Annotated in this window: 21 protein-coding genes and 1 pseudogene; 8 read left to right on the top strand and 14 right to left on the bottom strand. The window is 39.4% G+C overall.

Translation table 11 applies throughout. The annotated features are described in order from the left end of the window. The first annotated feature begins 88 nt into the window (after positions 1–88). Positions 89–1531 (top strand): tetratricopeptide repeat-containing sulfotransferase family protein, encoded by a 1443-nt coding sequence (locus QMA12_RS15595; RefSeq protein ID WP_290210576.1) that lies wholly within the window; start codon positions 89–91, stop codon positions 1529–1531. Here QMA12_RS15595 and QMA12_RS15590 read toward each other — a convergent pair. Next, positions 1509–2408 (bottom strand): alpha/beta fold hydrolase, encoded by a 900-nt coding sequence (locus QMA12_RS15590; protein WP_290210575.1) that lies wholly within the window; start codon positions 2406–2408, stop codon positions 1509–1511. The genes QMA12_RS15595 and QMA12_RS15590 overlap by 23 nt on opposite strands. A 124-nt stretch (positions 2409–2532) precedes the next feature. Here QMA12_RS15590 and rlmF point away from each other — a divergent pair, with 124 nt between their 5' ends. Continuing rightward, a complete protein-coding gene (gene rlmF, locus QMA12_RS15585; protein WP_087531576.1) occupies positions 2533–3468 on the top strand; it encodes a 23S rRNA (adenine(1618)-N(6))-methyltransferase RlmF in 936 nt (311 codons plus the stop codon). Between the two features lie 10 nt (positions 3469–3478). Further along, positions 3479–3610: pseudogene (locus QMA12_RS15580) on the top strand (beta-eliminating lyase-related protein); the annotation flags it as partial. Between the two features lie 90 nt (positions 3611–3700). Here the strand turns inward: QMA12_RS15580 and QMA12_RS15575 are convergent. The 11 genes from QMA12_RS15575 to QMA12_RS15525 form a co-directional block, all read right to left on the bottom strand. Then, positions 3701–4285 carry a thymidine kinase gene (locus tag QMA12_RS15575; RefSeq protein ID WP_087531577.1) on the bottom strand — a complete coding sequence of 195 codons (585 nt, stop codon included), beginning with the start codon at positions 4283–4285 and terminating at the stop codon, positions 3701–3703. 165 nt (positions 4286–4450) lie between these two features. After that, complete coding sequence (locus QMA12_RS15570; RefSeq protein WP_290210574.1) at positions 4451–5272, bottom strand: amino acid ABC transporter substrate-binding protein; 822 nt, start codon at positions 5270–5272, stop codon at positions 4451–4453. Between the two features lie 70 nt (positions 5273–5342). Beyond that, positions 5343–5828, bottom strand: coding sequence for a methylated-DNA--[protein]-cysteine S-methyltransferase (locus tag QMA12_RS15565; RefSeq protein WP_087531579.1), 486 nt, complete (start codon positions 5826–5828; stop codon positions 5343–5345). Continuing rightward, a complete protein-coding gene (locus QMA12_RS15560) occupies positions 5825–7186 on the bottom strand; it encodes an AlkA N-terminal domain-containing protein (RefSeq protein WP_290210573.1) in 1362 nt (453 codons plus the stop codon). The genes QMA12_RS15565 and QMA12_RS15560 overlap by 4 nt, the downstream gene beginning before the upstream one ends. Before the next feature lie 76 nt (positions 7187–7262). After that, positions 7263–7874 (bottom strand): superoxide dismutase, encoded by a 612-nt coding sequence (locus QMA12_RS15555; protein ID WP_087531581.1) that lies wholly within the window; start codon positions 7872–7874, stop codon positions 7263–7265. Between the two features lie 31 nt (positions 7875–7905). After that, a complete protein-coding gene (locus QMA12_RS15550; protein ID WP_290210572.1) occupies positions 7906–8412 on the bottom strand; it encodes a hypothetical protein in 507 nt (168 codons plus the stop codon). 87 nt (positions 8413–8499) lie between these two features. Then, on the bottom strand, positions 8500–8991 hold the full coding sequence (locus tag QMA12_RS15545) for a GNAT family N-acetyltransferase (RefSeq protein ID WP_290210571.1): 492 nt from the start codon (positions 8989–8991) through the stop codon (positions 8500–8502). 59 nt (positions 8992–9050) lie between these two features. Beyond that, positions 9051–13787: a PAS domain-containing protein gene (locus QMA12_RS15540; protein ID WP_290210570.1), complete on the bottom strand. Its 4737-nt coding sequence runs from the start codon at positions 13785–13787 to the stop codon at positions 9051–9053. 108 nt (positions 13788–13895) lie between these two features. Further along, positions 13896–17039, bottom strand: a complete 3144-nt coding sequence (locus QMA12_RS15535) for a CusA/CzcA family heavy metal efflux RND transporter (protein ID WP_290210569.1) — start codon at positions 17037–17039, stop codon at positions 13896–13898. Positions 17040–17050: 11 nt separating this feature from the next. After that, positions 17051–18205: an efflux RND transporter periplasmic adaptor subunit gene (locus QMA12_RS15530; RefSeq protein WP_290210568.1), complete on the bottom strand. Its 1155-nt coding sequence runs from the start codon at positions 18203–18205 to the stop codon at positions 17051–17053. 186 nt (positions 18206–18391) lie between these two features. Further along, complete coding sequence (locus tag QMA12_RS15525; RefSeq protein WP_290210567.1) at positions 18392–18772, bottom strand: hypothetical protein; 381 nt, start codon at positions 18770–18772, stop codon at positions 18392–18394. 219 nt (positions 18773–18991) lie between these two features. On the opposite strand from QMA12_RS15525, the gene QMA12_RS15520 reads away from it, so the two are divergent. Next, complete coding sequence (locus QMA12_RS15520) at positions 18992–20062, top strand: PepSY-associated TM helix domain-containing protein (RefSeq protein WP_290210566.1); 1071 nt, start codon at positions 18992–18994, stop codon at positions 20060–20062. A 23-nt stretch (positions 20063–20085) separates the two neighbouring features. Here the strand turns inward: QMA12_RS15520 and QMA12_RS15515 are convergent, their stop codons facing one another. Continuing rightward, on the bottom strand, positions 20086–20613 hold the full coding sequence (locus QMA12_RS15515) for a hypothetical protein (protein WP_290210565.1): 528 nt from the start codon (positions 20611–20613) through the stop codon (positions 20086–20088). 466 nt (positions 20614–21079) lie between these two features. On the opposite strand from QMA12_RS15515, the gene QMA12_RS15510 reads away from it, so the two are divergent. The 3 genes from QMA12_RS15510 to bfr (QMA12_RS15500) all read left to right on the top strand — a co-directional run bounded on the left by QMA12_RS15510 (position 21080) and on the right by bfr (QMA12_RS15500) (position 24399). Next, positions 21080–23218 (top strand): TonB-dependent receptor, encoded by a 2139-nt coding sequence (locus tag QMA12_RS15510; protein ID WP_290210564.1) that lies wholly within the window; start codon positions 21080–21082, stop codon positions 23216–23218. Between the two features lie 232 nt (positions 23219–23450). Continuing rightward, positions 23451–23924 carry a bacterioferritin gene (gene bfr, locus QMA12_RS15505; protein WP_290210563.1) on the top strand — a complete coding sequence of 158 codons (474 nt, stop codon included), beginning with the start codon at positions 23451–23453 and terminating at the stop codon, positions 23922–23924. A gap of 10 nt (positions 23925–23934) precedes the next feature. Next, the gene (gene bfr, locus QMA12_RS15500; RefSeq protein ID WP_087531592.1) at positions 23935–24399 is read left to right on the top strand and encodes a bacterioferritin; all 465 of its coding nucleotides are present in this window, start codon (positions 23935–23937) and stop codon (positions 24397–24399) included. A gap of 80 nt (positions 24400–24479) precedes the next feature. Here the strand turns inward: bfr (QMA12_RS15500) and QMA12_RS15495 are convergent, their stop codons facing one another. Beyond that, a complete protein-coding gene (locus tag QMA12_RS15495) occupies positions 24480–24674 on the bottom strand; it encodes a (2Fe-2S)-binding protein (RefSeq protein WP_087531593.1) in 195 nt (64 codons plus the stop codon). 911 nt (positions 24675–25585) lie between these two features. On the opposite strand from QMA12_RS15495, the gene tnpB reads away from it, so the two are divergent. Continuing rightward, positions 25586–25831: an IS66 family insertion sequence element accessory protein TnpB gene (tnpB, locus tag QMA12_RS15490; RefSeq protein ID WP_290210561.1), complete on the top strand. Its 246-nt coding sequence runs from the start codon at positions 25586–25588 to the stop codon at positions 25829–25831. Positions 25832–25847 lie beyond the last annotated feature (16 nt).

Below are 25847 nucleotides of genomic sequence, written 5' to 3'. Positions count from 1 at the left end.
ATGCATTGAGTTAATTACTCAAGACATTTCGCCTTTTTCGATTTATATTTAATTAACGAACAACACTAAAAACCAAATACAGTGACGTATGCTACTTGAAAAAGCGAACCAATTACTTGCCGACAACCGTTTAAAAGAGGCAGAGTTTCATTTTAAAACCCTGCTCAAAACAGATCCAAACAACGGCAATGCGCTTTTTGGCTTAGGCCGAATAGCATTACTACTCGAACGCTTTGATGCAGCCGTGTACTTATTACAACGGGCCTGCGAGCATTTACCTAATATGCTCGAACCGCTGCATGCCCTTGCTGATGCGTTTAACGGGGTCAATTCACCAGCAGATGCTCTGACCGTGCTTGAATACGCAAAATCAATTGCAAGCCACAACCCTGAGCCACATTACTACCTCGCACAACATTATTTAACCTATGGCGAACTCGATAAAGCCCATACTACATTCGCTCAAGCACTCAGTATCGGACTTTACCCAGTCACAGCTTATATACTTTACGAGTTAGTGCAATTAGGCCGCTTTGACGAGCAGCATAATTACATCAGTAATTTGCACCACTTGCTTACACAAACCAATAATTTACGCTTAAAAATGGTGTGTTATTACGCCTTAGCGAAAAGTTATGACAAGCTAAATGATATTGAACAAGCGGCTAACTATTATATTCTAGCCAACAAATTACAATTTCAATTAACTGACTTTAAAACAGCGCAACTCGTTGAGTTTTATGAGCACATAAAACAATATCACCCTGTAGAACTATTCCAATCTGATCACAGCAGTTTTACCGCGACCTTAACGCCAGTATTTATTATCGGTATGCCCCGTAGTGGCTCAACCCTACTTGAACAAATAATTGCAACTCATAGCGAATTTGCCACCATAGGTGAAGATAGTACAATCAGTCGAGATGTTGTGCCTTTTATTGAGCATAAAACCAAGCTGCCCTACCCTGAATGCTTATCAGCACTAACCCCCTCTGTAATAATGCAAGCAAGGGAGATTTACACCCTAAAACTCAAACATGCCAAATCTATTCGTGCCTTTATGATCAATAAATTACCTGCTAATTATCAGTCGCTGGGACTGATAAAATTGCTTTACCCGAACGCCAAGTTTATTGATATGCAACGCGGCTTTGATGCAACAGCTTGGTCGGTTTTTAGTAATTACTTTGGCGAAAATGAACCCTATTTTTGTTCATTACCTGAATTTAAAACTTATTACAGCTTATACCAAAACCTTATGCAGCATTGGCATAGGGCATTTTCAGACTCAATTTTCACATTGCAGTACGAACAGCTAGTAAACCAGCCGAAAGAAACTTTACAGCACGTTTTTAATTTTTTAGGGTGTGAATACGAAGCTGGTTGCTTAGATTTTTATAAATCGAAGCAACCCGTTAGTACGCTCAGTAAAGGAGCAGTTCGAAAGCCGATAAACACCAAAGCAACCGAGCATTATAAGCGTTTTGAAGCTACGCTACATAACTTACTTAATGAGCCGCAAACCAATTAACTAAATCAGTAAATTGATCAAGTTTTGCGCTTGAGTGAGTCAGCATATTAATATGGTCGTAATCATGCTGATGGCCATGCTTACGACCATAAATTTGAAGCTTTTGCACGCCTTTGCCCGATTCATCAATAAATTTTTGAATATCAATAGGCTGAGCTAGGGCTTTATCTTTCACTCCCGCAATGTGAAGTGTCGGTGGTAATTCTAAACCAGCGACAATTTTAGCGTAATCAAAGCCATCATCAGAATCTACCCAAGGCCGCCTTTTTGCCCACTGCATGCTTTGATAATGCGATTTTTGTGTTTCATCATCACTCCCCCACTTTAAACGTTTTGCCGGTAAGTAGCCGTGCTTTTTTGCTAAAATAGGCGCTAATAAATACCAAATAATATTACCTTGCAGGTATTTTTTAGGATGATGATTATACAACGAACGCTTAGTACCAAAGTAAGCACAGGCTTTCACATCATTAATATATTCAGGGTAGCGAGCAAATACACTATTCATTAGTACGCCGCCCCATGAATGGGCAACCCAGTAAGCAGGAGCCTTACCTTCCAACTCAGTAATTTTAGCAATGAACGCGGGGATATCTTCAATTATTGCTTCAGTTTGACCATATTGCGCATGCTTTGAAATAGCCGGCTTACTATCGCCGCGGCCTCGTAAATCAGCAACGTAGCAGACATAACCTTGCTCGGCTAAATACGGGGCTAAGCCTTTATTACTGTGAGTATAAAAAATTTTGCCATTCTCTACAGCCCCGTGCACAAATAAAACCGCAGGTCCGGTTTTTTCATCGTTATATATACGTCTTAAATGCAGCGTTTGTTGCTCACTTAAATTAATATAAACAGATTCTTGTTTAATTGTCATAATGCAGCCTATTGTTATTATGTGCTCATCCTACCAGTAACGCCTGTAATTTGGCAGTTTAAAATTACCCTCTGTTTATTAATCTGTTAAACTAACGACTTGTATATTCAGTTAGTAATCAATAATGAAAGCCTCGCCAAACAAATCAAAATTACACCCTCGTAATCGTCATAATCAAGGCTATAATTTTACGCTTTTAACAGCTAAAGAACCGGCCTTATCTACTTATTTAATTGAGACTCCAGCAAAACAAACAAGTATCGACTTTAGCGATAACAAAGCAGTTAAAACACTCAATCAAGCTTTACTAAAAGCCTATTATGATGTTGAATTTTGGGATTTGCCTGAGCACAACTTATGTCCACCGATCCCTGGGCGCGTTGATTATATTCATTATCTAGCCGATTTATTAAGTGCTGATAATCAAGGGCTTATCCCCACTGGTAAACAAGTGAAAGTGCTTGATATTGGCACAGGCGCAAGCTTAGTCTACCCACTTACGGGCAGTGCTGAGTATAACTGGGCCTTCACAGGAAGTGATATTGATCCGACATCCGTAAAGCTTGCCAAACAGTTAGCGCAATTTAATAACCGTAAAATCAACATTAAACTGCAAAAGCAACCTGAGCATATTTTCAACGGTGTGATCAACGCCAAAGACCTCTTTCATTTAACACTATGCAACCCACCTTTTCATGCCAGCTTTGAGGCTGCAGCGCAAGGGACAGAGCGAAAATGGCGCAATTTAGGTAAAGCACCTAAGTCAGACTTAAATTTTGGCGGTCAAAATAATGAACTTTGGTGTGAAGGAGGAGAAGCCCAATTTATTTCCACTATGATCAAAGAAAGTGCCGACTTTGCAGAACAATGCTTGTGGTTTACATCACTTGTATCAAAAAAAGAAACGCTCAGTGTGTTAAAACGGGAATTGAGTAAACACCCGGTCGCAGAGGTTAAAATAATCGATATGGCACAAGGGCAAAAAGTGAGTCGTTTTATTGCTTGGAGCTATTTTGATCAAGCAACTCGTGAAGAAATTTTCCAAGAGTTTAATATATAGGGAACACACCATGATTGACCTTCGCTCTGATACCGTAACCCAACCATGCAAATCGATGCGTGAGGCTATGTACACTGCACCTTTAGGTGATGATGTGTATGGCGATGATCCTAGCATCAATGCCCTCGATCAATTTGCAGCTCAAAATATACTGTTTTCGCTAAGCGCACCGTTTCGTTTAGTGACACACTTGGGTATCACTAAAGAATCCGTCGATACGTTTATACATGCATTAGCGGCTGAGATTTAACGCCGCTTTATAGTGCTTACGGCACACAGAGACGTAGCGATTATTACCACCGATTTCCACTTGATCGCCATCTGCGATTGCTTCACCATGTTCGTCTGTACGTAACACGTGATTCGCTTTACGGCCACAATGACACACGGTTTTTAGCTCAATGAGTTTATCGGCCCATGCTAAAAGATAATGTGATCCAGTAAATAGCTCGCCTCTAAAGTCATTACGTAAGCCGTAGCATAAAACTGGAATACCCAATTCATCCACCACGTCTGTTAACTGTAATACTTGCTGCTTAGATAAAAACTGACACTCATCGACCAAAACACAATGGCGCTTTTGCTCAGTATTAAGTGCCTTGATCAGTTCAAACACATCTTTTTCTGCATCAAAAATATGCGCATCGGCTTGTAAACCAATACGTGACGATACTTTACCAACTCCAGCTCTGTCATCAATAGCTGCTGTTAATATAACCGGCTCCATACCGCGTTCACGATAATTAAATGCCGATTGGAGTAATGTGGTTGATTTACCTGCATTCATTGCAGAGTAATAAAAATACAACTGAGCCATTTAGTTACCTTGAACTGATCACTATAAAAAAGAGCGAGTATGCTAGCGCATATTCGCTCTTTCAGCACTCATTTTATTGCTGTTAATTGCGCACTTCACATAATTTACTATAAAAGTTGGTATCAATAAATGCTAACTGTAATGCCCCTTTACAGTTAGCTTTTATTATCGATTACTAACTGTTAAAGACTGACTTTCACGAGTATGAGTTAAGTAGTCGATCAACAATTTACTACTATCTAATGAGGTTAATTTTTGCCAGATACTCAGGCTTAGTTTTTTATTTTGTTGATAAAACTGCCGTGAAAATACCAAGTAGCCATGTCTTAACTCATAAGGAGGATAAATAGCTTGCACATCTTTATTGGTATGAGGAAAATTGGTGATTTCAATATTACCAATTTTACAAAGCTCAACAGTAGCATCAACAACTCCCTTATCAACAAGTTCAAAGGCTTTATCACGAGAGTGAGTGTAATGAATAAAAAAAGGTTCTTGTTCCAGTGTTTTAGATAAGCCATAACCATTTGGTAGCGCGAGGGTAAATGCTCTTCGCTGAAAAATCTCTCGTGTGCGCCATTTATCTCTAAATTTATATCCACCAACTAGACAACTACTAAATTGGTTAAATGCTCTACTAGGATCTGGAGTTTTATTACTGGTACTAGGAAATACAGCAAAACTCTCTCGCCCTTTACGGTAGCTTGCAATAACAGCATCGACATTATTATTTTTCAAATCGTTTAAGCATCGTTGCCATGGCTTACGCTGATAGCTTATAGTCAATCCATCCAGCTTTTTGTCGAGCTGTCTCAGTAATTCAATAGATGCGCCCGGATCATTAAGTGGTATTTCTTGACCTGCGCCTAGAAACATTGGTGCAACATTTTTATCTTCATAACAAAACCTAAGCTCTGTATTTGCAAAAAGCTGTAAACTAAAGATAAATAAACTAACTAAAATAAAAGCATGTAATGAGCTTTTCATTTATCACTCACCCTCCTATTAAATAATGTTCCCCTTTAGTGTAGACGTTAAAATAAAAAATTAGCTAATTTTATAAAATCCCTTCATGTTTTAATAACCATTCCTTACGTTTTAACCCGCCAGCATAGCCAGTTAATTTACCACTCGCGCCGATAATGCGATGGCAAGGTACAATAATGCTGATTGGATTTTTTCCATTTGCTGCACCAACAGCTCTTACAGCTTTGGGATTATTTAATGCAATTGCGATATCACTGTAGCTTTGGGTTTGACCAAAAGGCACCGCCATTAACGCTTGCCAAACAGCTTGTTGAAACTCAGTCCCTTGAGTATCCAGGGTTAATGAAAAACTCTGTCTCTGTTTATTAAAATATTGCCCAAGTTGTTTTGCACATTCAATAATATGAGGGTTAGTGATTTGCTCAATCTTTATTTCGCGGTAGTGTGCTGGTGGGTAAAAGCCAACATAACTCACTCCCTTATCTGTCGCTTGAATGATGACATTTTCAAGTGGACTATCGATCTGCGTTTGAATTGTGTGTGTTGCTTTGTTCATACAAGTTGTTGCCATAATTGAAAAGTTAAATAACTGCGAAATGGAGAGCACGCCTCACTGTCAAAACTCGCAGCATTCGCTTGTGCTTTTTTAACGCCTAAATCACCATCAAGTAAGATATCTGGCTGACTTTGCCCTCGTAACTTAGCGTAGTTGACCGTCCATGGGCCTATTCCTTTTAATGTCAGCCATTGCTCTAAATCGACGCATTCAGGATGTTGTTGACAAAAATTAGCTAAATTTCGCAATGCATTTTTACGTGCCTGAGGCATTTTAAAAAAGTCTAAGTCACTGTTAGCGACTGCTTCAGGTGTCACAAAGTAGGTCCGCTCATCGTTAGTTACCCCTAGTTCTTTCACTAACTGCGTTACTAAATTATGCGCCGCAGTGACACTGACCTGCTGACCAAGTACTGCTCGGATCCCCGCTTCAAAGGTTGACCAAATGCCTGGTAAACGTAAACCTTTAGTCAATGTGAACGCACCGCTAATATGGCCGTTTAAGTGCTGCTCTATCATCGAGGTATCTGCGTCTAAATCAAGTACCCGACGTATATTAGCTAAAATTGGCTGTAACAAACGTGGTTCATTTATGTCGATTGCCACTGAAAAGTAATGCTTATCTTCAACAAACGTGGCTGTAAATTGCCCTTGGTAATGATCAGTATTAAAACTACGGCCATAGCTAGTATCTGTTAACCACTCAATTGGTGGGATCAGTCTCTTTGCTAAAAACTGTCGCAGTGCATGCCAATTGTAAGGCGGTCGAAATGGCATTTTTAAAGTGAGTGTTGAGTTTACAGGCTTTACACTGGTTCGCATTTTACTTGGACAAATATGTAATTGATTCAAAAACGCATCATTGAAGCGTCGAATACTATTAAACCCTGCTACAAAAGCAATCTCAGATATAGGTAGACTGGTTTCTTGTAGCAGCTTTTTAGCAAAATGACATTGATTAAATAAACGATATTGCGTCACTGAAATACCGAAATGTTGGCTAAACAAACGGCGTAAATAACGACTTGTTACCCCTAAACGTTCAGCTAACTGTTCGCAACTTTGTTCTTGGGTAAAATTATTATCAATTAATTGTTTTGCGCGCAGTGCAGTGGTTTTTGTACCTTGCCAAGCGCTACTGCCTGGTGCACTGTCTGGCCGACAACGAATGCACGGTCTAAACCCTGCTTGCGCTGCGCTGTGAGCATACTGAAAATACTCTACGTTATGTTCTTTTGCGGTTGGAGCGGGGCAAATTGGTCGACAATATATACCAGTGCTTTTCACTGCAATAAAAAACAGCCCGTCAAAACGATGATCGCGGCTTTGACGGGCACGTTGCCAATGGCTGGTATCCATAAATTAATGCTCAAACTAACTGCTACTTACAACTAGGTTACGCGAAAAAATACAGTTTACTAGCCATTTTCGGCACTTAACCTATTGCAGTAAGGTAGCGGCGCTGCACTTCATCCCAATTAATTACATTATAAAAAGCGGCAATGTATTCAGGGCGACGATTTTGATACTTCAAGTAATATGCATGCTCCCACACATCTAAACCTAAAATAGGTGTATTACCATGCATCAATGGGCTGTCTTGGTTTAAGCTGCTCTCAACTACCAACTCTTTATTAGCTGTAACACTTAACCATGCCCAACCACTACCAAAACGACTGACAGCAGCATTAGTAAATTGCGTTTTAAAACTTTCAAAATCTGAAAATGCAGTATTAATGGCTTGCGCTAATTCGCCTTGTGGTTCTCCACCTCCATTCGGACTCATCACTGTCCAAAATAGCGAGTGGTTATTATGTCCACCAGCATGCTCTTGTACGGCTTTTTGTAGTGACTCTGGCAGAGTATTTATTTTACGCAATAGGGTCTGTGTATCTTGCTGCGCATAATGCGTATCTTCAAGCGCTGCATTGGCTTTATTAATGTAAGTTTGATGATGCAGAGTATGGTGTATTTCCATGGTTTTTGCGTCTATATGTGGCTCGAGTGCATCGTATTCGTACGGTAACGGGGGTAGTGTATATGCCATGATTGCTCCTTTAAGGCTTAAGCTTTATTGATTAATGCAAGGTTGCTGTTTGATCTGATGAATAACTTAAAGTGTAATTTATTTTTTCAATCAAGTGCGGGTGCTGGCTATGCAACTTAGCAAATTGGACAAGCTCTAAATAAGTTTTATGGTGATGATGAACAACAACAGTACGCACTGTATTACACGGATGCTGAATTAAATCACTCAAGGTAATATGAACATCACACAGCCATTTACATGCTTGTTCACATTGATTCATTGCTCGATACGTGTCTGCTAGGTTATGTGCAGCAACGACTAATGCCGGGCAACAATGTTCTATAGCACCAATCACCGACTGGCATATTTTTGCTCGACTAAATTGGCTTAAAAGGTGGGCAGCAAGAGTATGCGCTGTGGTGTACTTATCACGAGCTTCGAGTAACGCACCGCGTTCAAATGCATAGTTACCTGCCATGATATTTGATTGCCAAGGACTAAGCGCTTGAGCGACTTGCGGTAAATCTAAGCTATCATTTAGTTGAGGACGTGCCATGAGATCACCTGCACAAAATTATATTGATGTGTTTAATCTACACAGCAACAAAACTTAATGCAAATGATTTTTATTTATATTGCCATTTTAATTATCTGCAAAATCGATTAATTCTTGCCCTGTTAATCTGTATATAATCCATTCATCTTGTGGCTTTGCATTAATGCTATTGTAAAAATCAATCGCTGGTTTATTCCAATCCAGCACTACCCATTCGAAGCGGCCACAATCTTTACTAATTGCCTGGCGTGCTAAGTGCTTCATAATTAATTTACCAGCCCCTTTACCTCTGCTATCGGGACTGACGTATAAGTCTTCTAAATACAAACCATTTTTACCGAGCCATGTAGAGTAGTTATAAAAATAAACAGCAAAGCCAATCGCCTCTTCGCCATCAAAGCAAATAATACTGTGTGCGGTTGCTCCTTCACTAAACAGGGTTTTTAAAATTGCTTGCTCATCAGTTTTTACTGCATCAGGCTCTTTTTCATAAATTGCTAACTCAGTAATAAAGTGCAAAATGGTTGCTGCATCAGATGGCTGTGCATCTCTTAAAGTAATTTTTTTATTATCGCTCATAAGCTCCCTTACTTAATATCACTATTTTAATGGGTTTTAATACTGGTTTTGGATTCGATTTAATATTGCTCAAGCTTATCTTTTAATATATCCAATTGAATTGGTTTAGCTAAGTAATCATTCATTCCGGTAGCTAAACAATATTCTCGGTCTGTACCCATTGCATTAGCTGTTAATGCAATGATAGTAATATCTTGGTGTTTGTAGCCTGCAACACCGGCACGAATAGCACGGGTGGTATCAAAACCATCCATTACCGGCATTTGGCAATCCATTAACACTAAGGCAAAGTGACCACCAGCAACCTTAGACAACGTGGCTAATGCTTGTTGACCATTTTCAGCTAATGTAACTTGGTAATTTAGCTTGCTTAGCATTAACTTAGCGACTTGTTGATTAATCGGGTTATCTTCAACAAGTAATATGTGATTGCTGAGTTTTTTACTGCGTAAAGATGAAATATAGCTCGATGTTACAAGGGGCAAATCTACTACCCCGTTCTTATTAGCAATTACAGCCATTGCAGAGATCAAGTCAGCGGTGGTGATTGGTTTTGGAAAATAAGCCTGAAAACCGGCATCGCTATATCTCTGTGCTCCTTCCATACCTGCAATACTGGTCATCATCACTAATGGCATCGCCTTAAACGCATCATCGGCTTTTAATATACGACATAATTCAATCCCGTCAATGTCAGGCATTTGCATATCGAGCACACCTATATCATAAAGCGGCAAATTGTTACTTACGCGGTTTTTACATAGGCTAATTGCTTGATCTGCGTCGCAGGCAAGCTCTACTTTGGCTCCCCAATGTTCCAGTTGCTGGCTAATAACTATGCGATTAGTTTCATTGTCATCAACTACTAAGATAGTCAGTTGATTCATATCAATAGTTGGCATGCTCTGCTGAGTTTCACTACCCGCAAGCAGCATTACGCTGGCAGTAAATTCACTGCCTTTACCCACCTCACTAGTAAGACTAACTGAACCATCCATCAGCTCACAAAGTTGTTTACATATGGCAAGGCCTAATCCTGTTCCGCCGTATTGCCGTGTCGTAGACGCATCCACTTGTGAGAACGGACTAAACAAATCTTTTTGTTTTGCGCTATCAATCCCTATCCCTGAATCTTTCACTGAAATTGTTAACTTATAGCGCTCATCTAATGGCACTAAATGAGCGGTAATAACTACCTCACCTTGTTGTGTGAATTTTACTGCGTTACTTATTAGATTGGTAAGTATTTGCCGGATCCGCCCTGGATCTCCTTTGAGTTCGGCTGGGACAACCCCTACTACATCGAGAATAATCTCAATGCTTTTTTCTTGAGCGCGCAATGCTTGTGATTCAGCAACTTGTCCTAGCAAATCACACGCATTAAAGTTAATGCTTTCAAGTTCAATTTTCCCCGCTTCTACCTTAGAAAAATCAAGAATGTCGTTAATCACAGAGAGTAATGAGTGGGCGCTATTTTTAGCAATTGAAACTTTTGTTTGTATCGGTTTATTAAGAGGCTCTAGCTCTATGAGTTCTAGCATACCTAATACACCGTTCATTGGTGTGCGTATTTCATGACTCATAGTGGCTAAAAATTGACTCTTAGCCAATGCCGCGTCATTGGCTTTTGCTAGCGCAATTTTTAGTTCTTCGGCTGTTTCTTTTTGATTTTGCGACATAACAACACTGCCAACCAGTGTGGCCAGTGATCGTAGGTAAGTTTCTTCATTTTGGCTCCATGCACGGTATTCACCAATACTTTCAGCACATAGCACTCCTAAAATCCCATCACCCGTAGAAATAACAGCATCAAGAATCGACTTAATATTTAAAGGCTTAGTGTAATCTTTTATAAATTCTAAAGTCGCGGGGTGAGTATTAACATTATTAATTGCTAATAAACCCTCTGCAAAAATAGCTTTATAATAACTCGGGTACTCTGCAACTTTTAGTGTAAACGCTTGCTGCTGTACACCTTCCTGTGCAATATATAAACTCATGCAATGCATTTCTTGGCTATCAGCGTCAAACAGCCATACAGATGCACGTTGAACGTTTAGTACCTCACACATAGATTGTACGACTAAATCTTTTACTCTATCAAAATTACCAGACAGTATTTGCGGCGAAACTGTTAAACTAGCTAGGTTTTTATTGTATTGATTTGCCTTTATGCTTTCTAATTCAAGCCGTTTATAAGTATCAATATTTTGAAAAGAGCCATAAACCCGTATACATTTACCGTCTTTAAACTCAACTTGTCCAATTGATTTTACCCACCGCTCTTTTGCGGTTTTAGTGATTATTATAAGCTCAACATCCCAGCTGCGCCCATGAGCTATTGCGTCTTCAAATAGTTCGCTTATTTTATCACGATGCATACCCTCTTTATAAAAATCAAGGGCTTGATCTATTTTGGGTTGATAGTCTTCGGCGACTTCATGAATCGCTTTTACCTCTTCAGACCAAAACATTTTCGAGTGCTCTAAATCAACCTCCCAAGCGCCAATTTGTCCTTGCTTACTCATAGTTTCAAGCAGGCTCTGCTGACGATACAATTGGGCTTGGGTATTATATTGCTCAGTAATATCTAAAATAAAACCATCTAAATAGAGTAATTCCCCCTCATGATTAACAACAGCTTGCCCTTTGTCATGAACCCAGCGAATACTGCCATCACATGCTACTAACCTATATTCAATTGACCATGGTTTGCGCTTTTGGACCTCAGCGGTAATACTTTTCTCAACTAAGGCCACGTCATCTGGGTGAATTATATTTACAAAATCAAGATGGTAATTATTGATAAAATCTAATGGTTCATACCCAGTAATTAACCTTGCTTGATCACTCATGTAAAGCATGGTCCATTGTTTATCAAATTTACACCGATAAACAATACCCGGGATATTTTCAACTAACGACGCAAACCGATCACGCCCTTGTTGTAATTGGGTTTCGATTTCTTTACGTTCAGTAATGTCTAAGTGGGTACCGATCATGCGTTTTGGCGTACCATCAGTATTCCACTCAACAACACGGCCGGTGTCTAAAATCCAAATCCACTGCCCACTTTTATGCCTCATTCTAGACTCAGCAAAATAATAATCTGTTTGGCCACAAAAGTGCTCAGCGAGCTTTTGCTCTGAAACAATTAAATCATCAGGGTGTGCATTACCTTGCCAAGTATTAATACTCGTTGGCTCTAATTCGGCTAAGGTATACCCGATAATTTCAGCCCAACGATTATTAAAATAAACTTTATCGGTATCTATATACCAGTCCCAGATCCCAACCGCAGTACTATCAAGTACAAGCTGCAGTTGGGTTTTGTGCTGTTCCAGCTCAAGCTCTTGATGTTTTAGTTCTGTAATATCTGTACGAACAGCAATATAACTTTGGGTACGGCCTTGCTCATCGAAAAATGGTAAAATCGTTGTATCAACCCAGTAATAAGACCCATTTTTTGCTTTATTACAAATTTGCCCGTGCCACACTTTGCCTTGTTTTAATGTTTTATACATTCCTTTAAAAAAGCTTTTACTGTGTCTGCCTGAATTAAGTATACGGTGATTCTGCCCCAGCAGCTCAGCTTCACTGTAACCGCTAATTTCACAAAATTTGTTATTAGCAAATGTAATACTGCCTTTAATGTCAGTAATAGCCACAATTGCGTGCTCATCTAAAGCATTTTTTTGTTCGGTTAATTGTTTTAAAGCATGTTTTAGGGCATCACTTTGCTGTTGTAAACGCGTTTGCTGTTGCTCTTTACTGTTAACTAGCAACTCAAGATCGATAGATAACTGATGTAGCTCAGCACTATCTGTTAAAATTGGTACATGTTCTTGAGTTCCATTCGTTATGTTTTCTGTTGCTTTAGCTAGTTGCACTAATGGCCGTGATAATCGCCGTGCAAACCATAATGACAATATCAAAATGATCACCAGTGCTATGCTGCTGGTTATTACTGCAATTCGTTTATACTGCCTTGCACTTAACAACATAACATCACTTGGTTTTTCAACAAGTAACTGCCAGCCTTTCGCATCGGCAAAGTTAAGTTCAGTTAAAATTGCATAATATAATTCATTGGTATTTTTAGAATATGTAAATACCCCCTGGTGTATTTCATTGTTCACACTGTCAGCAATAAAGCTTAAAGATTGGTTTTCGCCTTGAATAACTCCGTTTTTAACAAGGTAAAAGTTTAAGCTTGGGTTTGCGTCATGAATACTTTGTAAGCTATCTAGTAATCCTTGAAAATTAACATCAACCAACACAATAGAGGTCAGTTCACGTGACTTATTACGTATTGGCATGGCAATAAAGTGATGAACATCTGGTAATGAGGTAGAAATAAATACGCTTTGCGCGCCTTGCTCTAATTTGGCAAGCATGGGAATAAGGGCATCTTGATCTAAATGAACAAAATTGTCATTGCTGAGCGGGTTTGGCGTATTTTGAGGGTCAAATACAATATGAATATTACGAACAAAATCATAGCGAGCTATAAACTTATCAATAAATAATTTTTTTTGTAGCGGGTTATAAATGAGCTGATCATTTAGTAAATAGATATCCTTAACATGATCAGTAAACCAAATTTCGGAAAATTGCTTACCTATGCGGCTTAATTCATTAAGTTCTACTTCGGCGCTTTTTTTTAATGACTGCGTAACATGATTAAAGCTAAACCAAGAGAGCACACAAAGAGGCAATAACGAAATAACAATAAATGTAACTATCAACTTACTGCGGATGGATTGGCCTTTATAGTTAAACTGTTCTTTTTGCATTATTATTTTTAACCAATACCTGTTCCATTTATATCTTATTAATAATGCACTAAATACCACAGGACGCAAGTTTATACCCAGTGATATTTAGTGCACAATAATGAAAGATTAAAGCTCCCTGCTATTTACCTGCTCGATTAAGTGTTTACTAAATTTTGGATAAAGTGTGGGCAGCACAAATAGCGTTAAAAATGTTGCTGTAAATAACCCGCCTACAATCACCGTGGCTAATGGTTTTTGAATTTCAGCGCCAATACCAGTTGACATCAACATCGGAATTAAACCTAAAGCAGAAGTAAGGGCCGTCATTAATACCGGGCGTAGCCGTGATAATGCCCCGTTAAATGCAGCAGTATCTAAGCTATCACCGCTTTTAACACGGTTATTAATACTCTCAACCATCACTACACCATTTAACACTGCAACACCAAACAAGGTTATAAAGCCTACGGAGCTCGGCACTGATAAATATTGCCCTGAGATATAAAGAGCAACCACTCCACCAATAACGGCTAGTGGTACATTAACCAAAATAAGTAAGGCTTGGCCTATAGAGCCAAACGCAAAATAAAGCAGTAAAGCTATTAACGCCAAAGAGAGAGGTACAACAATAGATAAGCGCTGCTGAGCGCGCTGCTGGTTTTCAAATTGCCCACCAATATTTACACCATAACCTGGTGGTAACTCAACCTGCTCGGTAATAGCAGTACGGATATCAGCCACCACGGAACCCATATCTCGTCCTTGCACATTCGCTTGGATCACAACACGTCTTTGTACGTCATCACGGCGTACTTGGGGTGGACCGGACTCGATATTTACGGTTGCCACATCGCCTATCCGTACTAAGGCGCCTGACGGTGATGCTAGGCGTAAATCAGCGATAGCCTCTGGCGTATTACGAAATTGCTTTGCCATCCTTACATAAATATCATAGCGTTCGTTAGCATTTATAATTTGCCCTGCAGCTGTGCCGCCAATTCCATCTTGCACCACCAACATTAAATCACCAACCGATAAACCATAACGCGATAGTACTAAGCGGTCAGGTTTAATAACCAATTGTGCCTCACCCGCAATTTGTTCCATTGCGACGTCTTTTGCTCCTGTAACACTTTTTACTGCCTGCTCAATGGCTTGCCCTTTACTGACTAATACATCTAAATCTGCCCCAAACAATTTAATTGCCAACTGTGCCTTAACGCCAGATAGCAACTCATCCACACGGGTCGCTATTGGCTGTGAAAAATTAAACAACAAGCCTGGGAACTGTTCTAGCTTTTGCTCCATCAATACTTGTAGTTGTGCTCGATTTGAGGCTGAACGCCACTCATTAACAGGTTTCAGTCCGAGGTAAATTTCTATATTATTAACCGGCTCAGGATCGCCTCCCACTTCGGGGCGGCCAATACGGCTCAACGCATATTCTACCTCAGGAAATTGCAATAAGATGGCTTCAAGTTTTGGCGCAACGGCTAATGCGGTCTCTAAACTCGCAGAAGGTGCTAGTGTAACGCGCAAATTAATAGTACCCTCCTCAAGTTCAGGCACAAACTCTGTTCCAAGCTTTGGGATTAATAAAGCCGCAACGAGTACTAATGCACCGGCTAATGTAATAACAATTTTACGCGAAGACACAGCCCAGCTTAAACAAAACTTATATGCTTTATCTAAAGGCTCTAACACCACACTACGACGCAACGTAACACCATTAGCAAACAAGTACACCGCCAGTGCAGGCACAATTACAAGGGCCACAACGACCGCAGCGATAATCGCCAACATAATACTCACTGCCATCGGCTGAAATAGTTTTGCTTCAACACCTTCAAAACTAAACAACGGCATAAATACCACAAGTATAATCAGCGCGGCAAAAAAGACTGGGCGAGCTACTTCTTGCGCAGCTAATTTAATTCGTTCACTAAATTTAAGTGATTGACTGTTTGATTGCGTTAAATGGCGAAAGATATTCTCTACCATTACTACAGAGCCATCAACCAACATACCAATTGCAACAGCAATGCCACCTAATGACATTAAATTTGCAGATAGCCCTAACCATGCCATCACACATAACGCTAAACCTATTGAGATGGGTATTGATAAGAGAACCAATAAAGTGGCCCGTAAATTCATTAAAAACAGTGCTAACACCACCACAATAAACACAAACGCCAATAACAATGCATCCACGACTGTATCAACCGCTTTGCTGATCAAATCGGCTTGGTCGTAAAGTGGCTCGAACAATATGCCATCAGGTAGTGCCTGATTAATTAAGTCAACACGAGAATTAATACCATCAATGGTTTGCTTAGTATTTGCTCCTATGCGTTTTAACACCACGCCAGTAACGACTTCTCCAAGTGTAGTCACGTTACCTTGTGCATCTTTTTTGCTCATGGTTGCCGCACCTTGGCGGATCTCACTACCCAATGCTACTTGCGCTACATCACTGATAGTAACCACAGAACCATTAATTGATTTTAAAGGCGTTTGTGCAATTTCTTGCAAGCCTCGGTTGCCTGCATTGAACCAGCCCGTACCGCGGATCACCAATTGCTCTTGGCCGCGATTCATATACCAACCACCCACGTTCGTATTGTTTTGTTCAAGTGCTGTCACAACCTGTTGTTGAGTCAGCTTATAAGCAAGTAATTTATTTGGATTTAAATTAACTTGGTACTGACGTACATCGCCACCAAATGACAAAACTTCGGTAACACCATCAACAGGTAACAGTAATAGCTTTACAATCCAGTCATTGATACTGCGTAGTGCCATAGTATCAATACCGGACTGCGCAGAAGCTGATAACAGATATTGATACACTTGCCCTAAGCCTGAGGTATTTGGCCCCATTTCTGGTAGACCTACTCCTTCAGGGATTAGCTCCTTTGCTGCTTGCAAACGCTCGAACACTAACTGCCTAGCAAAGTAAATATCGACACCTTCCTTAAATACCACTGTCACACCAGATAAACCGGTTTTTGATATTGACCTTACTTGCTCAACATCGGGTAAGGCATACATCACAGCTTCAATGGGGTAGGTGATCAATTGCTCAACTTCAACAGCCGCTAAACCCGGTGCTTCAGTATTTATAGCCACTTGAACATTTGTAACATCAGGAAACGCATCAAGGTTTAATTTTGGGATCACCACAAGGCTCATCGCAACCACGATACACAATGCTAAAAGCACAATTAATCGATTCTTAACAGCGGCATTCACTATTTTATCAAACATAGTCGTCGATCCTAATGGTTATGCGGATCAAAGCCGCCTTTAGCTTGCTCTGATGCGACAAAAAATGCCCCTTGAGTCACCACTTTGGTTCCCTCTGTAAGCCCTTTAATTTGTTGTAACCCGATAAACTTAACACCAAGCTCTACTTCAGTTGCAACAAACTCACCTTCGCCGTTGACTACGAATACCGCCCAATCGCCATCCGCGGTTCTCACTAATGCTTGCTCTGGCACTGCCAACACTTGCTCTGCAGTAGGAAACGAAAAATACACATCGCTAAACATACCTGGATGCAACTGGTGCAAACTATTTTCAACATTTAATCTGACGATTCTAGAGCGGGTAACTTGGTTAATTGTGTGTGCTTCTTGTGACACGGTTGCAGGGTAACGCTTGCCATTAACTTTAATTTGTACATGAGCGCCTTTAGCTATTTCTACTGTTTGATTTGCTGATAATTGAGCTTCAACCCAAAGATTACCCTCATCAGCAATCAACATTAATTGTGCACCGGAATCAACCCGTTGCCCTTGAGCAAAGTCATCACTTAAAATGACGCCGAAAGTCTGAGCATATAAGGTGTATTCACCCAGCTTTTCGGGAGGTATCTGTATTGATTGCTCAATATCTTTTTGGATCAAACCAAACGCTGCAAGCTGGCTATAAGCCACTTCGTATTCAGCCTTAGCGGTTAACGCGTCTTTTTCACTCACAGTACCTGGGGCCATCTTTTTTAACCGTTGCCATTGTGCTTGCGCTAAGCGGTAATTCGTTTGTGCAGTGGCTACATCCGCGCTAAATAAAGTCACCAGTGGCGCACCTTTAGCTATATGTTGCCCTAACGTGGCATGGCGTTTTACCACAATAGAATCAACGCGCGGTGACAATAAATAACTCGTGTATCCGTTAGCTTTGATTTCCCCTGGCGCATAAATTTGAGACTGATAAAACTGCTTTGCCAACGGCGCTATTTGTATATCAGCCATATTCAATTGTTCTTGCGTTAAGCTAAGCCCTTCGGTTTTCGCCTCAGAGCCATGCCCATCACCTTCTTCATGCTGGTGCTGCTTGTTTTGCTCAGCTTTTATAGCAACAGCGCCTACCGCTTTGCTCATAGGGTAAATAGAAAAAATAATAAATAACGTAATAAAATAGATTTGCTTCATCTTGGGCTTCCCATAACAAAGAATCTTCAATAGCTTTAAAACAACCCGACAGAGCAGTGAGTTTATGCGCATTCGCAAGCATTTTATACCAAGCATTGCATCATAAACACGGTAACTACTTACAGGTTAATAAAGGTTTGATAAATTCTTAAACTAATAAATTAATGACCAATTAGGTCGAATTTTTTAACTTATTAGTGAAGGGATAGGAGGTCTTAAATCTGGAACAATAAGGCGCGACTTAAAGCGAATATCTGCCAAGCTAATGGATTCGTTTTCAATTGCAGAAACAGAGTAATGCCATATATGACTAAAAAGTGCAGACACATGGCAAACATGACAATGACTATCTTCTAGCGCATCAGCAAGTGCATTTGCAAGCTGAAGATGATCAGCCTGATGGGTATTATGATCATCACTTTTGATACAATGTGCATCTAATTCAGATTGTTGTATCAATAAAGTAGAAGCCTGTTTGATAGCGCCGTTATAATCAGCCACATCAAAGCTATCCAACATTGGTTGAATTAACAATAGAGCTAAAAGTAACACCACTAAATGCTTCAAAAACAAAATTACCTAACAGTCTGAACGGCCTAAACAATAACAGATCTTATTTGAGCGGCAAAGCCTTATTGTATGCATTTCAGAGATTTCCTAACTGTCTCTGGTGATCAATGTAACAGCCTAGGCAATACCATAACCGTAGCTATATATTGAATAACGCACTTATTATCATTTATACTCATCACCTGCTGTTAACTTTAATACCTGTCAGGTGAGCTGTTGAAACTGTGGTTACGTCGTACTCATTTACTACTTACGTTGATAAGTGGATTATTTCTAATATGTTTAAGCGTTACAGGTGCAATTTTAATTTACGCTAAAGATATACAACGCCTAATTAACCCCGCATTATGGACTGTAGAGCCAAAAGCCGCAGTATTGGCGTACCCTGAACTTATCAACACAATCAGATTACATACCCAACAAGATCTCAGATTACTTATGCCAGAGCAAAACCGTGAATATGCCTGGCAAATACAACTAGCTGATAAACAATATGCCAGTGTGAACCCTTATACAGGTGAAATACTCCTTACATACGATTTTTACAGTACACTTTATGGCTTTACCATGTCGTTGCATCGCTGGTTGCTTTACCAAGACAATGACGGTAAAAGACCCCTTAGAAACTGGGTATCAATATCTGCACTCATTTTCATTATCAATATGTTAATTGGCGTGTATTTGTGGATAAAACCAAAAAATCGTTTGAAGCGTTTAGTCATTAAACCCAAAGCTAAACTTCGTATTTTACTTTATCAACTGCATACAGTTTTGGGGATGTATTTCTTTTTAGTGTTAATTTTAATCGCTTTTACAGGAATGGCATTCAACTGGAAAGATCAAACTAAAGCCGTACTAGAATTCACTACACAAAACAGCGTTGAATCAAGGCCGAAACCACCGATTCTCACAGTGCCAGCACAGGCGAATTCTGATAATTTTGTGCTAGCTTTAAAAAATGCTTTAAGTGCGTTTCCACAAAGCGATCTGTTTCGTATTTATTTCCCTAAGCTAGCCTCAGAACCACTCGCTCTGAGGGTTAAAAACCCTGGCGAGAGTCATGCTTACAGCTGGGTTTGGGCAAATCAATACACAGGCCAAGTACTGCAAACATATGATGCATCAAAAGCCAACTTAACCACTCAAGCTTGGAACTTTAAATATAAATTTCATATTGGTGATTTTGCTGGCTCTTTAGTACAGCTACTTTGGCTATTAATAGCGTTATTGCCATTGTTTTTTACCTTGTCAGGTCTGTACTTTTGGTATAAAAGGCACTACCGCTAATACAGCATTTAACATCATTATGATTAAAATGTTGCCGTCACATTAGTGGCAAATGGCTTGATTAACTCCTTAGCCTTATCTCCTTTTTTATGTGAGTCAGTGTGAACAACAAGTGCCCACTTGCCCAAGTTAGTTGCTTTTCTTACCTCATTAATTAATGGGTCATGATCTGGGCGAATTGACACAAACCCTGCTACCAGCAACGCAATAAAAATACATACAGTGCTTACACCTGCGTAAGTTTCTAGTACAAAACTTTGCATAAATTCAACATCAATGAATAAAAATACACTGCTTATTATTAGCCCAGCAACAAGACCTAATACAGCAAACAAAAGGTGAGTTTTGAGCAAGGTCTTCCCTATGTTTTTATCTTCAGGCTCTATTTTTTCATCAAAGCGTTGATCATGTGCTGAAATAATTTCGATATTACTCAATTCAAACTCCGTGTCTTCGCATAAGCTTGAAAAAGCATTGTCTGCTTGCTCCTTAGTATCAAATATACCAGCTATTTTTGTTGCAAATTCTTCATTATTTAACGAAGTAGCCATGACTTACACCTCCAAGTGAATAAAAAGCTTAATTGCGCTGTTAGCCAGAGCTCGATCTTCAAAAACTAACCGTCGCAATAAAATATGTGCAAAAAAAATACCGACTATCAATAAATAAGTATACTGAGAACAAAGGTACATCCCACCTAACACCAACAAAAATAAAGCATTGATTTATAAGGTTATAAAATAAAAATAATACAATTAAAACGAACAAATAAAATGTTTAATATTGTTTACTGGCGTATTCTTTATCAGCCTTCACTGTAAAAGCTACACAATGCAGTAAATGTTTCAGCTTTGTTATCGGAGGCTATAAATAGTAATAATACATGACAACAAACAGCCATTAATACATCCACCGAACAACCCAATAAAAACAATTATCATTAACCTTGCCTTTACAGTTCTTTACATTTACCATATCGCCCATTAGACACACCTCCCATTAAATTTAAGGATTTTCATGTTCAAAACGCCTTTAACCTTGCTAGCTCTAACGGTAAGTACCTCATTATTTGCTGACGAATCAATCAATAAAAATCAACTTACAGAAGAGCAAATGGAGCGAGTTGTAGTCTCTGGTAGCCGTATTTTCGAAAGCATAGATGAAGTACCTGCATCCATTACTATAATCAACCAAAAACAAATTGAAGAGCACTTAAAAGTAAACCCTGAGCTGCAAAGTTTGCTCGCGCAAATGGTACCAGGTCTTGCGCCTGATACGGGCAGCTCAAGTAATACAGGGCAATCTTTGCGCGGCCGCGCCCCGCTTGTAATGATTGACGGCGTGCCGCAATCTACCCCGCTGAGAAACGGCTCCTTAGGGGTAAAAACGCTCGACCCTAGTGCAATTAGCAGAATAGAAGTCATTAAAGGTGCAACCTCTATTTACGGTAACGGTGCGTCAGGCGGTATCATTAACTACATCACCAAACAGGCTAGAACAGATGGCAAAGCCCAAGGTGAAATTAGCTTATCAAGCCGCTTTAGCGCAGTAAAATTAGAAGAAAGCGCTGGTGCAAGACTCTCAGCAGCGATAAATGGCCGCGCTGACAAACTTAGCTATTTAGTAACTGCAAGCTATGAAGAAAATGGCGTACAACGCGATGCTGATGGTGACATTCTTGGTTTGCAATATGGTTTATCAGATGCCGTTACACAAAATTACTTTACCAAGCTTGGCTATGATTTTGATGATGAAAAACAACTACAGTTTAGCTATAACTATTTTAGTTCACAGCAAAAAACTGACTTAGGTGATGTACCGGGCGATATCAGCTTAGGTGAAAAAACTTACGCAATTCACGTCCCACCGGAACTGCAAAAGCAAGGGAAACCTCAAGGCCCAGAAGGAAACGAAAATATAACCTTAAAATACACCGACTATGCGTTATTTGAAAACACCCAAATGACCCTAGACTTGTATATGCAAGATATTGAAAACGTATTTTTCTTCTCACCCAGTCTTGCTAACCCGGATGAAAACTACGATGGCGGCCAATCTATAATTAGTTCAGATAAAAAAGGCGCACGTGCAACATTTAATACTCAAGTAGACTTTGACTCAATTGAAGCTTCATTCATTTATGGTATTGATGCATTAAATGATGTGACATCACAACCGCTTGTTGATGGCCGAGTTTGGGTACCAGAAATGGATATGAAAAGCATTGCAGGCTTTTTACAAACCAAATGGGTGATTGCAGATGATTTAATTGTAAAAGCTGGCGTTCGTCAGGAGTCTATCGATTTAACTGTTGATGATTACCGTACTCTCAAGCTATGCAAAACAGCAACACAATGCTCGGTGCCTATTAACGTAAAAGGTGACACCATAGAATATGACGCCACAACCTATAACGTGGGTATTAAATATAACCTAGATGAAAAATTCAGCCCATTCTTTAGTTATTCGCAAGGTTCTGATATCTCAGATGTAGGCCGTTTACTACGCGCTGCAACAGTGAATGATATAGGCCTTATCCAAACCCAAGCGTCAATCATTGATAACTATGAAATTGGCTTTAACTCGCAATTTGAAAACCTACGCATTGAAGTAGCTGCTTATCGTAGTACATCAGAGTTTGGCACTACCAACTCATTTAACGAAGTAACCGGTGTGTATGAGCCTGTGCGTGCGCCACAAGAGATTTGGGGCTATGAAACAGTTGTAGACTACACTGTAACACCAAGCGTGAAATTACTCGCTACGTACAGTTATGTTGAAGGCAAAGATACACAAGCCGATACTTATTTGGGCTCAAGGCAAATCAGCCCACCAAAAGCAACTGCAAACATTAATTGGCAACCAAGTGATGATTTGTCTCTTACATTAAGCTATCTCTATGTCGGCGATAGAAAACGCTTTGAGGCAGGTGATGATGGTAAATATGTTGGCGATCAAGGGCCAATAGAAAGCTACAACGTATTTAACTTAAGTGGCCAATATCAATTTGCTGCCAATTGGCAAGGATTTATGGGAATTGAAAATTTATTTAATGAAGACTACTTCCCTGCCCGCGCACAATCGTATACTTATGGCGGTTACAATATTAAAGGCCTTGGTACAACTGCAACCCTGGGTGTTAAATACCAATTTTAAATACTATGCAACTCGTTCATTGCCCTGCGCAATGAACGAGACCTTTCTTAGCATTTCAACTTAAACCTTGTACCACAAATATAAATAACAATCTGTTCATAAAGCAACCAACAATGCAAACTTAAACGAGAATCACAATCAATAGTAACCACCTGATTTATAAAGGAAAAACTTGCAATTGCTGATTTTTATACTACACTAGCGACATTGAGTTTTATAAAAGGCCACCGTTATGAAAGGTAATCAAAAAGTTATCGACAGCTTTAATAAGTTGTTAGCCAATGAACTTGCTGCAATTGATCAGTATTTCATCCACTCTCGCATGTATGATGATTGGGGTTTAGATAAACTTTATGCTCGCTTAAATCATGAAATGGAAGAAGAAAAAGATCACGCTGATTGGCTGATCAAACGCATTTTATTCCTCGAAGGTGTACCAAACATGACTAAACGCCGCGACCTAATTATTGGTCACGACGTAAAAAGCATGATGCAAAACGATTTAACACTTGAGCTAGAAGTTGTTGAGTGTGTTAAAGAAGTTATTGCAGTATGTGAACAAGAAAAAGATTATCAATCACGTGAAATTCTTGAAAAGCTGTTATTTGATACAGAAGAAGATCATGTTTATTGGTTAGAGCAACAACTTGGCCTAATCGATAAAATTGGTAGCCAAAACTATCATCAATCACAAATGGGTGAATAGGAGCTAAAGCATGAAAGGCGATAAAGACGTTATAGCAGCACTAAATAAAGTTTTAGCGAATGAATTAGTTGGTATCAACCAATACTTTTTACATGCACGTATGTTTAAAGATTTTGGTTTTAGTGTTTTAGATAAGGCCGACTACAAAGTATCAATCCAAAAAATGAAAAACGCCGACCGTTTAATTGAGCGTATTTTATTTTTAGAAGGCTTACCTAACCTTCAAGATCTTGGTCGTTTACGCATTGGTGAAAACAGCGAAGAAATGATTAATGCAAATATGAGTTTTGAGCTAGACACGCTTGATGATTTAAAAGATGCAATCAAACTTGCCGAAAGCAAAAAAGATTATATTAGCCGTGAAGCGCTAGACAACATTTTAAACGAGCAAGAAGAACAAATTGATTGGCTTGAAACACAGCAGTTGCTAATTAAGAGCACAGGTATTGAAAACTACCTTCAATCACAAATGTAACTTTTCGTTATTACTAAAAAAGCAGCCTAGGCTGCTTTTTTTTATGCGTTATTTTTTCAAAGAAAGCTCAAACAACAACTTTAAGCAACTTGATCTGTAATATCCGCAATTTCAATAAGTTTACGATTGAGGATCTTTTTAGTACAGCAGCAGCACTTGCCACACTGACTTCCGACTTTCAGCTCTTTACTCAGCTCACGCATCGTAGTGGCACCTTCGTCAATTGTTTGTTCAATTTTTTTATCTGTCACACCGTGACATAAACAGATATACATAAATGAAAAACACTCTCAATTAGATTTGAGCTTGTATATTAATCTAAACGTAAACGGTTCGCAATTAATAATTGCATAAAACTGATAATTGTTTTTATTTGTGGCCAGCGCCACTTAAATTGAGAATTCGCAGCAGCTTTAGAATTGTCTAAATTTAAGTAAGATTAGTTTTAGATAAATTACTTTGTGAATTGATAAATTGCTCCCATAAAGGCTTTAAAAACCTTTATGAATAAATATGGGATTTATAGAAGTGTTTCTATGGGAATTCCAGACCTTGTTGAACGACGAGGGTTTAAACGAGCCACTGTTACGTTGACCGCTAAAAACGCCCGTCTAATTTCGGCACTATTACACTCAGAAAAAGAGTATCAGGCTGTGATTATGCGAAATAATTTTTTAAAGTAGCAAGGTTAACCCCACCGAGTCTGTGCATTAGTAATTGACGATAACACGGTCAGACCGAGAGAAAATAACTATCAGTTACGATTTTACATTACCCTCAGTTACGCATTTACGAGAGAGGGATATAGTTGTAAGCGTCTAGCAAAATGCACCTGCCAGTCTCTCATCAAAACAATTAAGCTATCTCCTAATTTCAATTAGGAGATAGCCATGAGAAAAACACGTAGCCTTGAGCAGTGGCGTAACATTATCGAAGAACAATAAGCCAGCGATTTAACTATCACTGAATTTTGCCAACAACATGCTTTATCAAAAACAACTTTTTATGCCGCGCGAAGTAAGCTTAATCAATCATCAGGGAGTTTTGTTCGCGCTAAAGTGACTAAACACCTTGATATCACTGAGCAACAACCGCCGATCACTCTTGCTATCGGCAAAGCAAACGTTAGCTTACCACCCACAACACCCGTATCTTACCTTAGCCAATTGTTACGCGAGCTTGCCTGATGAAAATGTTTGTTGAACCTGAGCATATTTACTTACACCGCGATGCCGTGGATTTTCGAAAATCCATTGATGGTTTGGTCGCAATCGTTGAAGGTGAGCTTGAACGTGATGCCTATACCGGCGCTTTATTTTTATTTTGCAACAAAGCGAAAGATAAACTCAAGTTGGTTTACTGGGATAAAACGGGTTTTGCATTGTGGTATAAACGCTTAGGTGCGACAAGAAGTCGCTTTGTTTACTGTTGAACTTTGATTCAACCCT

Source organism: Pseudoalteromonas sp. APC 3893, assembly GCF_030408095.1.
Taxonomy (GTDB): Bacteria; Pseudomonadota; Gammaproteobacteria; order Enterobacterales; family Alteromonadaceae; genus Pseudoalteromonas.
Note: the sequence above shows the minus strand (reverse complement) of the source record. Positions and strands in the feature narration are given on the sequence as shown.

Coding starts and splice junctions, on each gene's coding strand:
- QMA12_RS15595 (WP_290210576.1), top strand. CDS start 89: ATGCTACTTGAAAAAGCGAACCAATTACTTGCCGACAACCGTTTAAAA.
- QMA12_RS15590 (WP_290210575.1), bottom strand. CDS start 2,408: ATGACAATTAAACAAGAATCTGTTTATATTAATTTAAGTGAGCAACAA.
- rlmF (WP_087531576.1), top strand. CDS start 2,533: ATGAAAGCCTCGCCAAACAAATCAAAATTACACCCTCGTAATCGTCAT.
- QMA12_RS15575 (WP_087531577.1), bottom strand. CDS start 4,285: ATGGCTCAGTTGTATTTTTATTACTCTGCAATGAATGCAGGTAAATCA.
- QMA12_RS15570 (WP_290210574.1), bottom strand. CDS start 5,272: ATGAAAAGCTCATTACATGCTTTTATTTTAGTTAGTTTATTTATCTTT.
- QMA12_RS15565 (WP_087531579.1), bottom strand. CDS start 5,828: ATGAACAAAGCAACACACACAATTCAAACGCAGATCGATAGTCCACTT.
- QMA12_RS15560 (WP_290210573.1), bottom strand. CDS start 7,186: ATGGATACCAGCCATTGGCAACGTGCCCGTCAAAGCCGCGATCATCGT.
- QMA12_RS15555 (WP_087531581.1), bottom strand. CDS start 7,874: ATGGCATATACACTACCCCCGTTACCGTACGAATACGATGCACTCGAG.
- QMA12_RS15550 (WP_290210572.1), bottom strand. CDS start 8,412: ATGGCACGTCCTCAACTAAATGATAGCTTAGATTTACCGCAAGTCGCT.
- QMA12_RS15545 (WP_290210571.1), bottom strand. CDS start 8,991: ATGAGCGATAATAAAAAAATTACTTTAAGAGATGCACAGCCATCTGAT.
- QMA12_RS15540 (WP_290210570.1), bottom strand. CDS start 13,787: ATGCAAAAAGAACAGTTTAACTATAAAGGCCAATCCATCCGCAGTAAG.
- QMA12_RS15535 (WP_290210569.1), bottom strand. CDS start 17,039: ATGTTTGATAAAATAGTGAATGCCGCTGTTAAGAATCGATTAATTGTG.
- QMA12_RS15530 (WP_290210568.1), bottom strand. CDS start 18,205: ATGAAGCAAATCTATTTTATTACGTTATTTATTATTTTTTCTATTTAC.
- QMA12_RS15515 (WP_290210565.1), bottom strand. CDS start 20,613: ATGGCTACTTCGTTAAATAATGAAGAATTTGCAACAAAAATAGCTGGT.
- QMA12_RS15510 (WP_290210564.1), top strand. CDS start 21,080: ATGTTCAAAACGCCTTTAACCTTGCTAGCTCTAACGGTAAGTACCTCA.
- bfr (WP_290210563.1), top strand. CDS start 23,451: ATGAAAGGTAATCAAAAAGTTATCGACAGCTTTAATAAGTTGTTAGCC.
- bfr (WP_087531592.1), top strand. CDS start 23,935: ATGAAAGGCGATAAAGACGTTATAGCAGCACTAAATAAAGTTTTAGCG.
- QMA12_RS15495 (WP_087531593.1), bottom strand. CDS start 24,674: ATGTATATCTGTTTATGTCACGGTGTGACAGATAAAAAAATTGAACAA.
- tnpB (WP_290210561.1), top strand. CDS start 25,586: ATGAAAATGTTTGTTGAACCTGAGCATATTTACTTACACCGCGATGCC.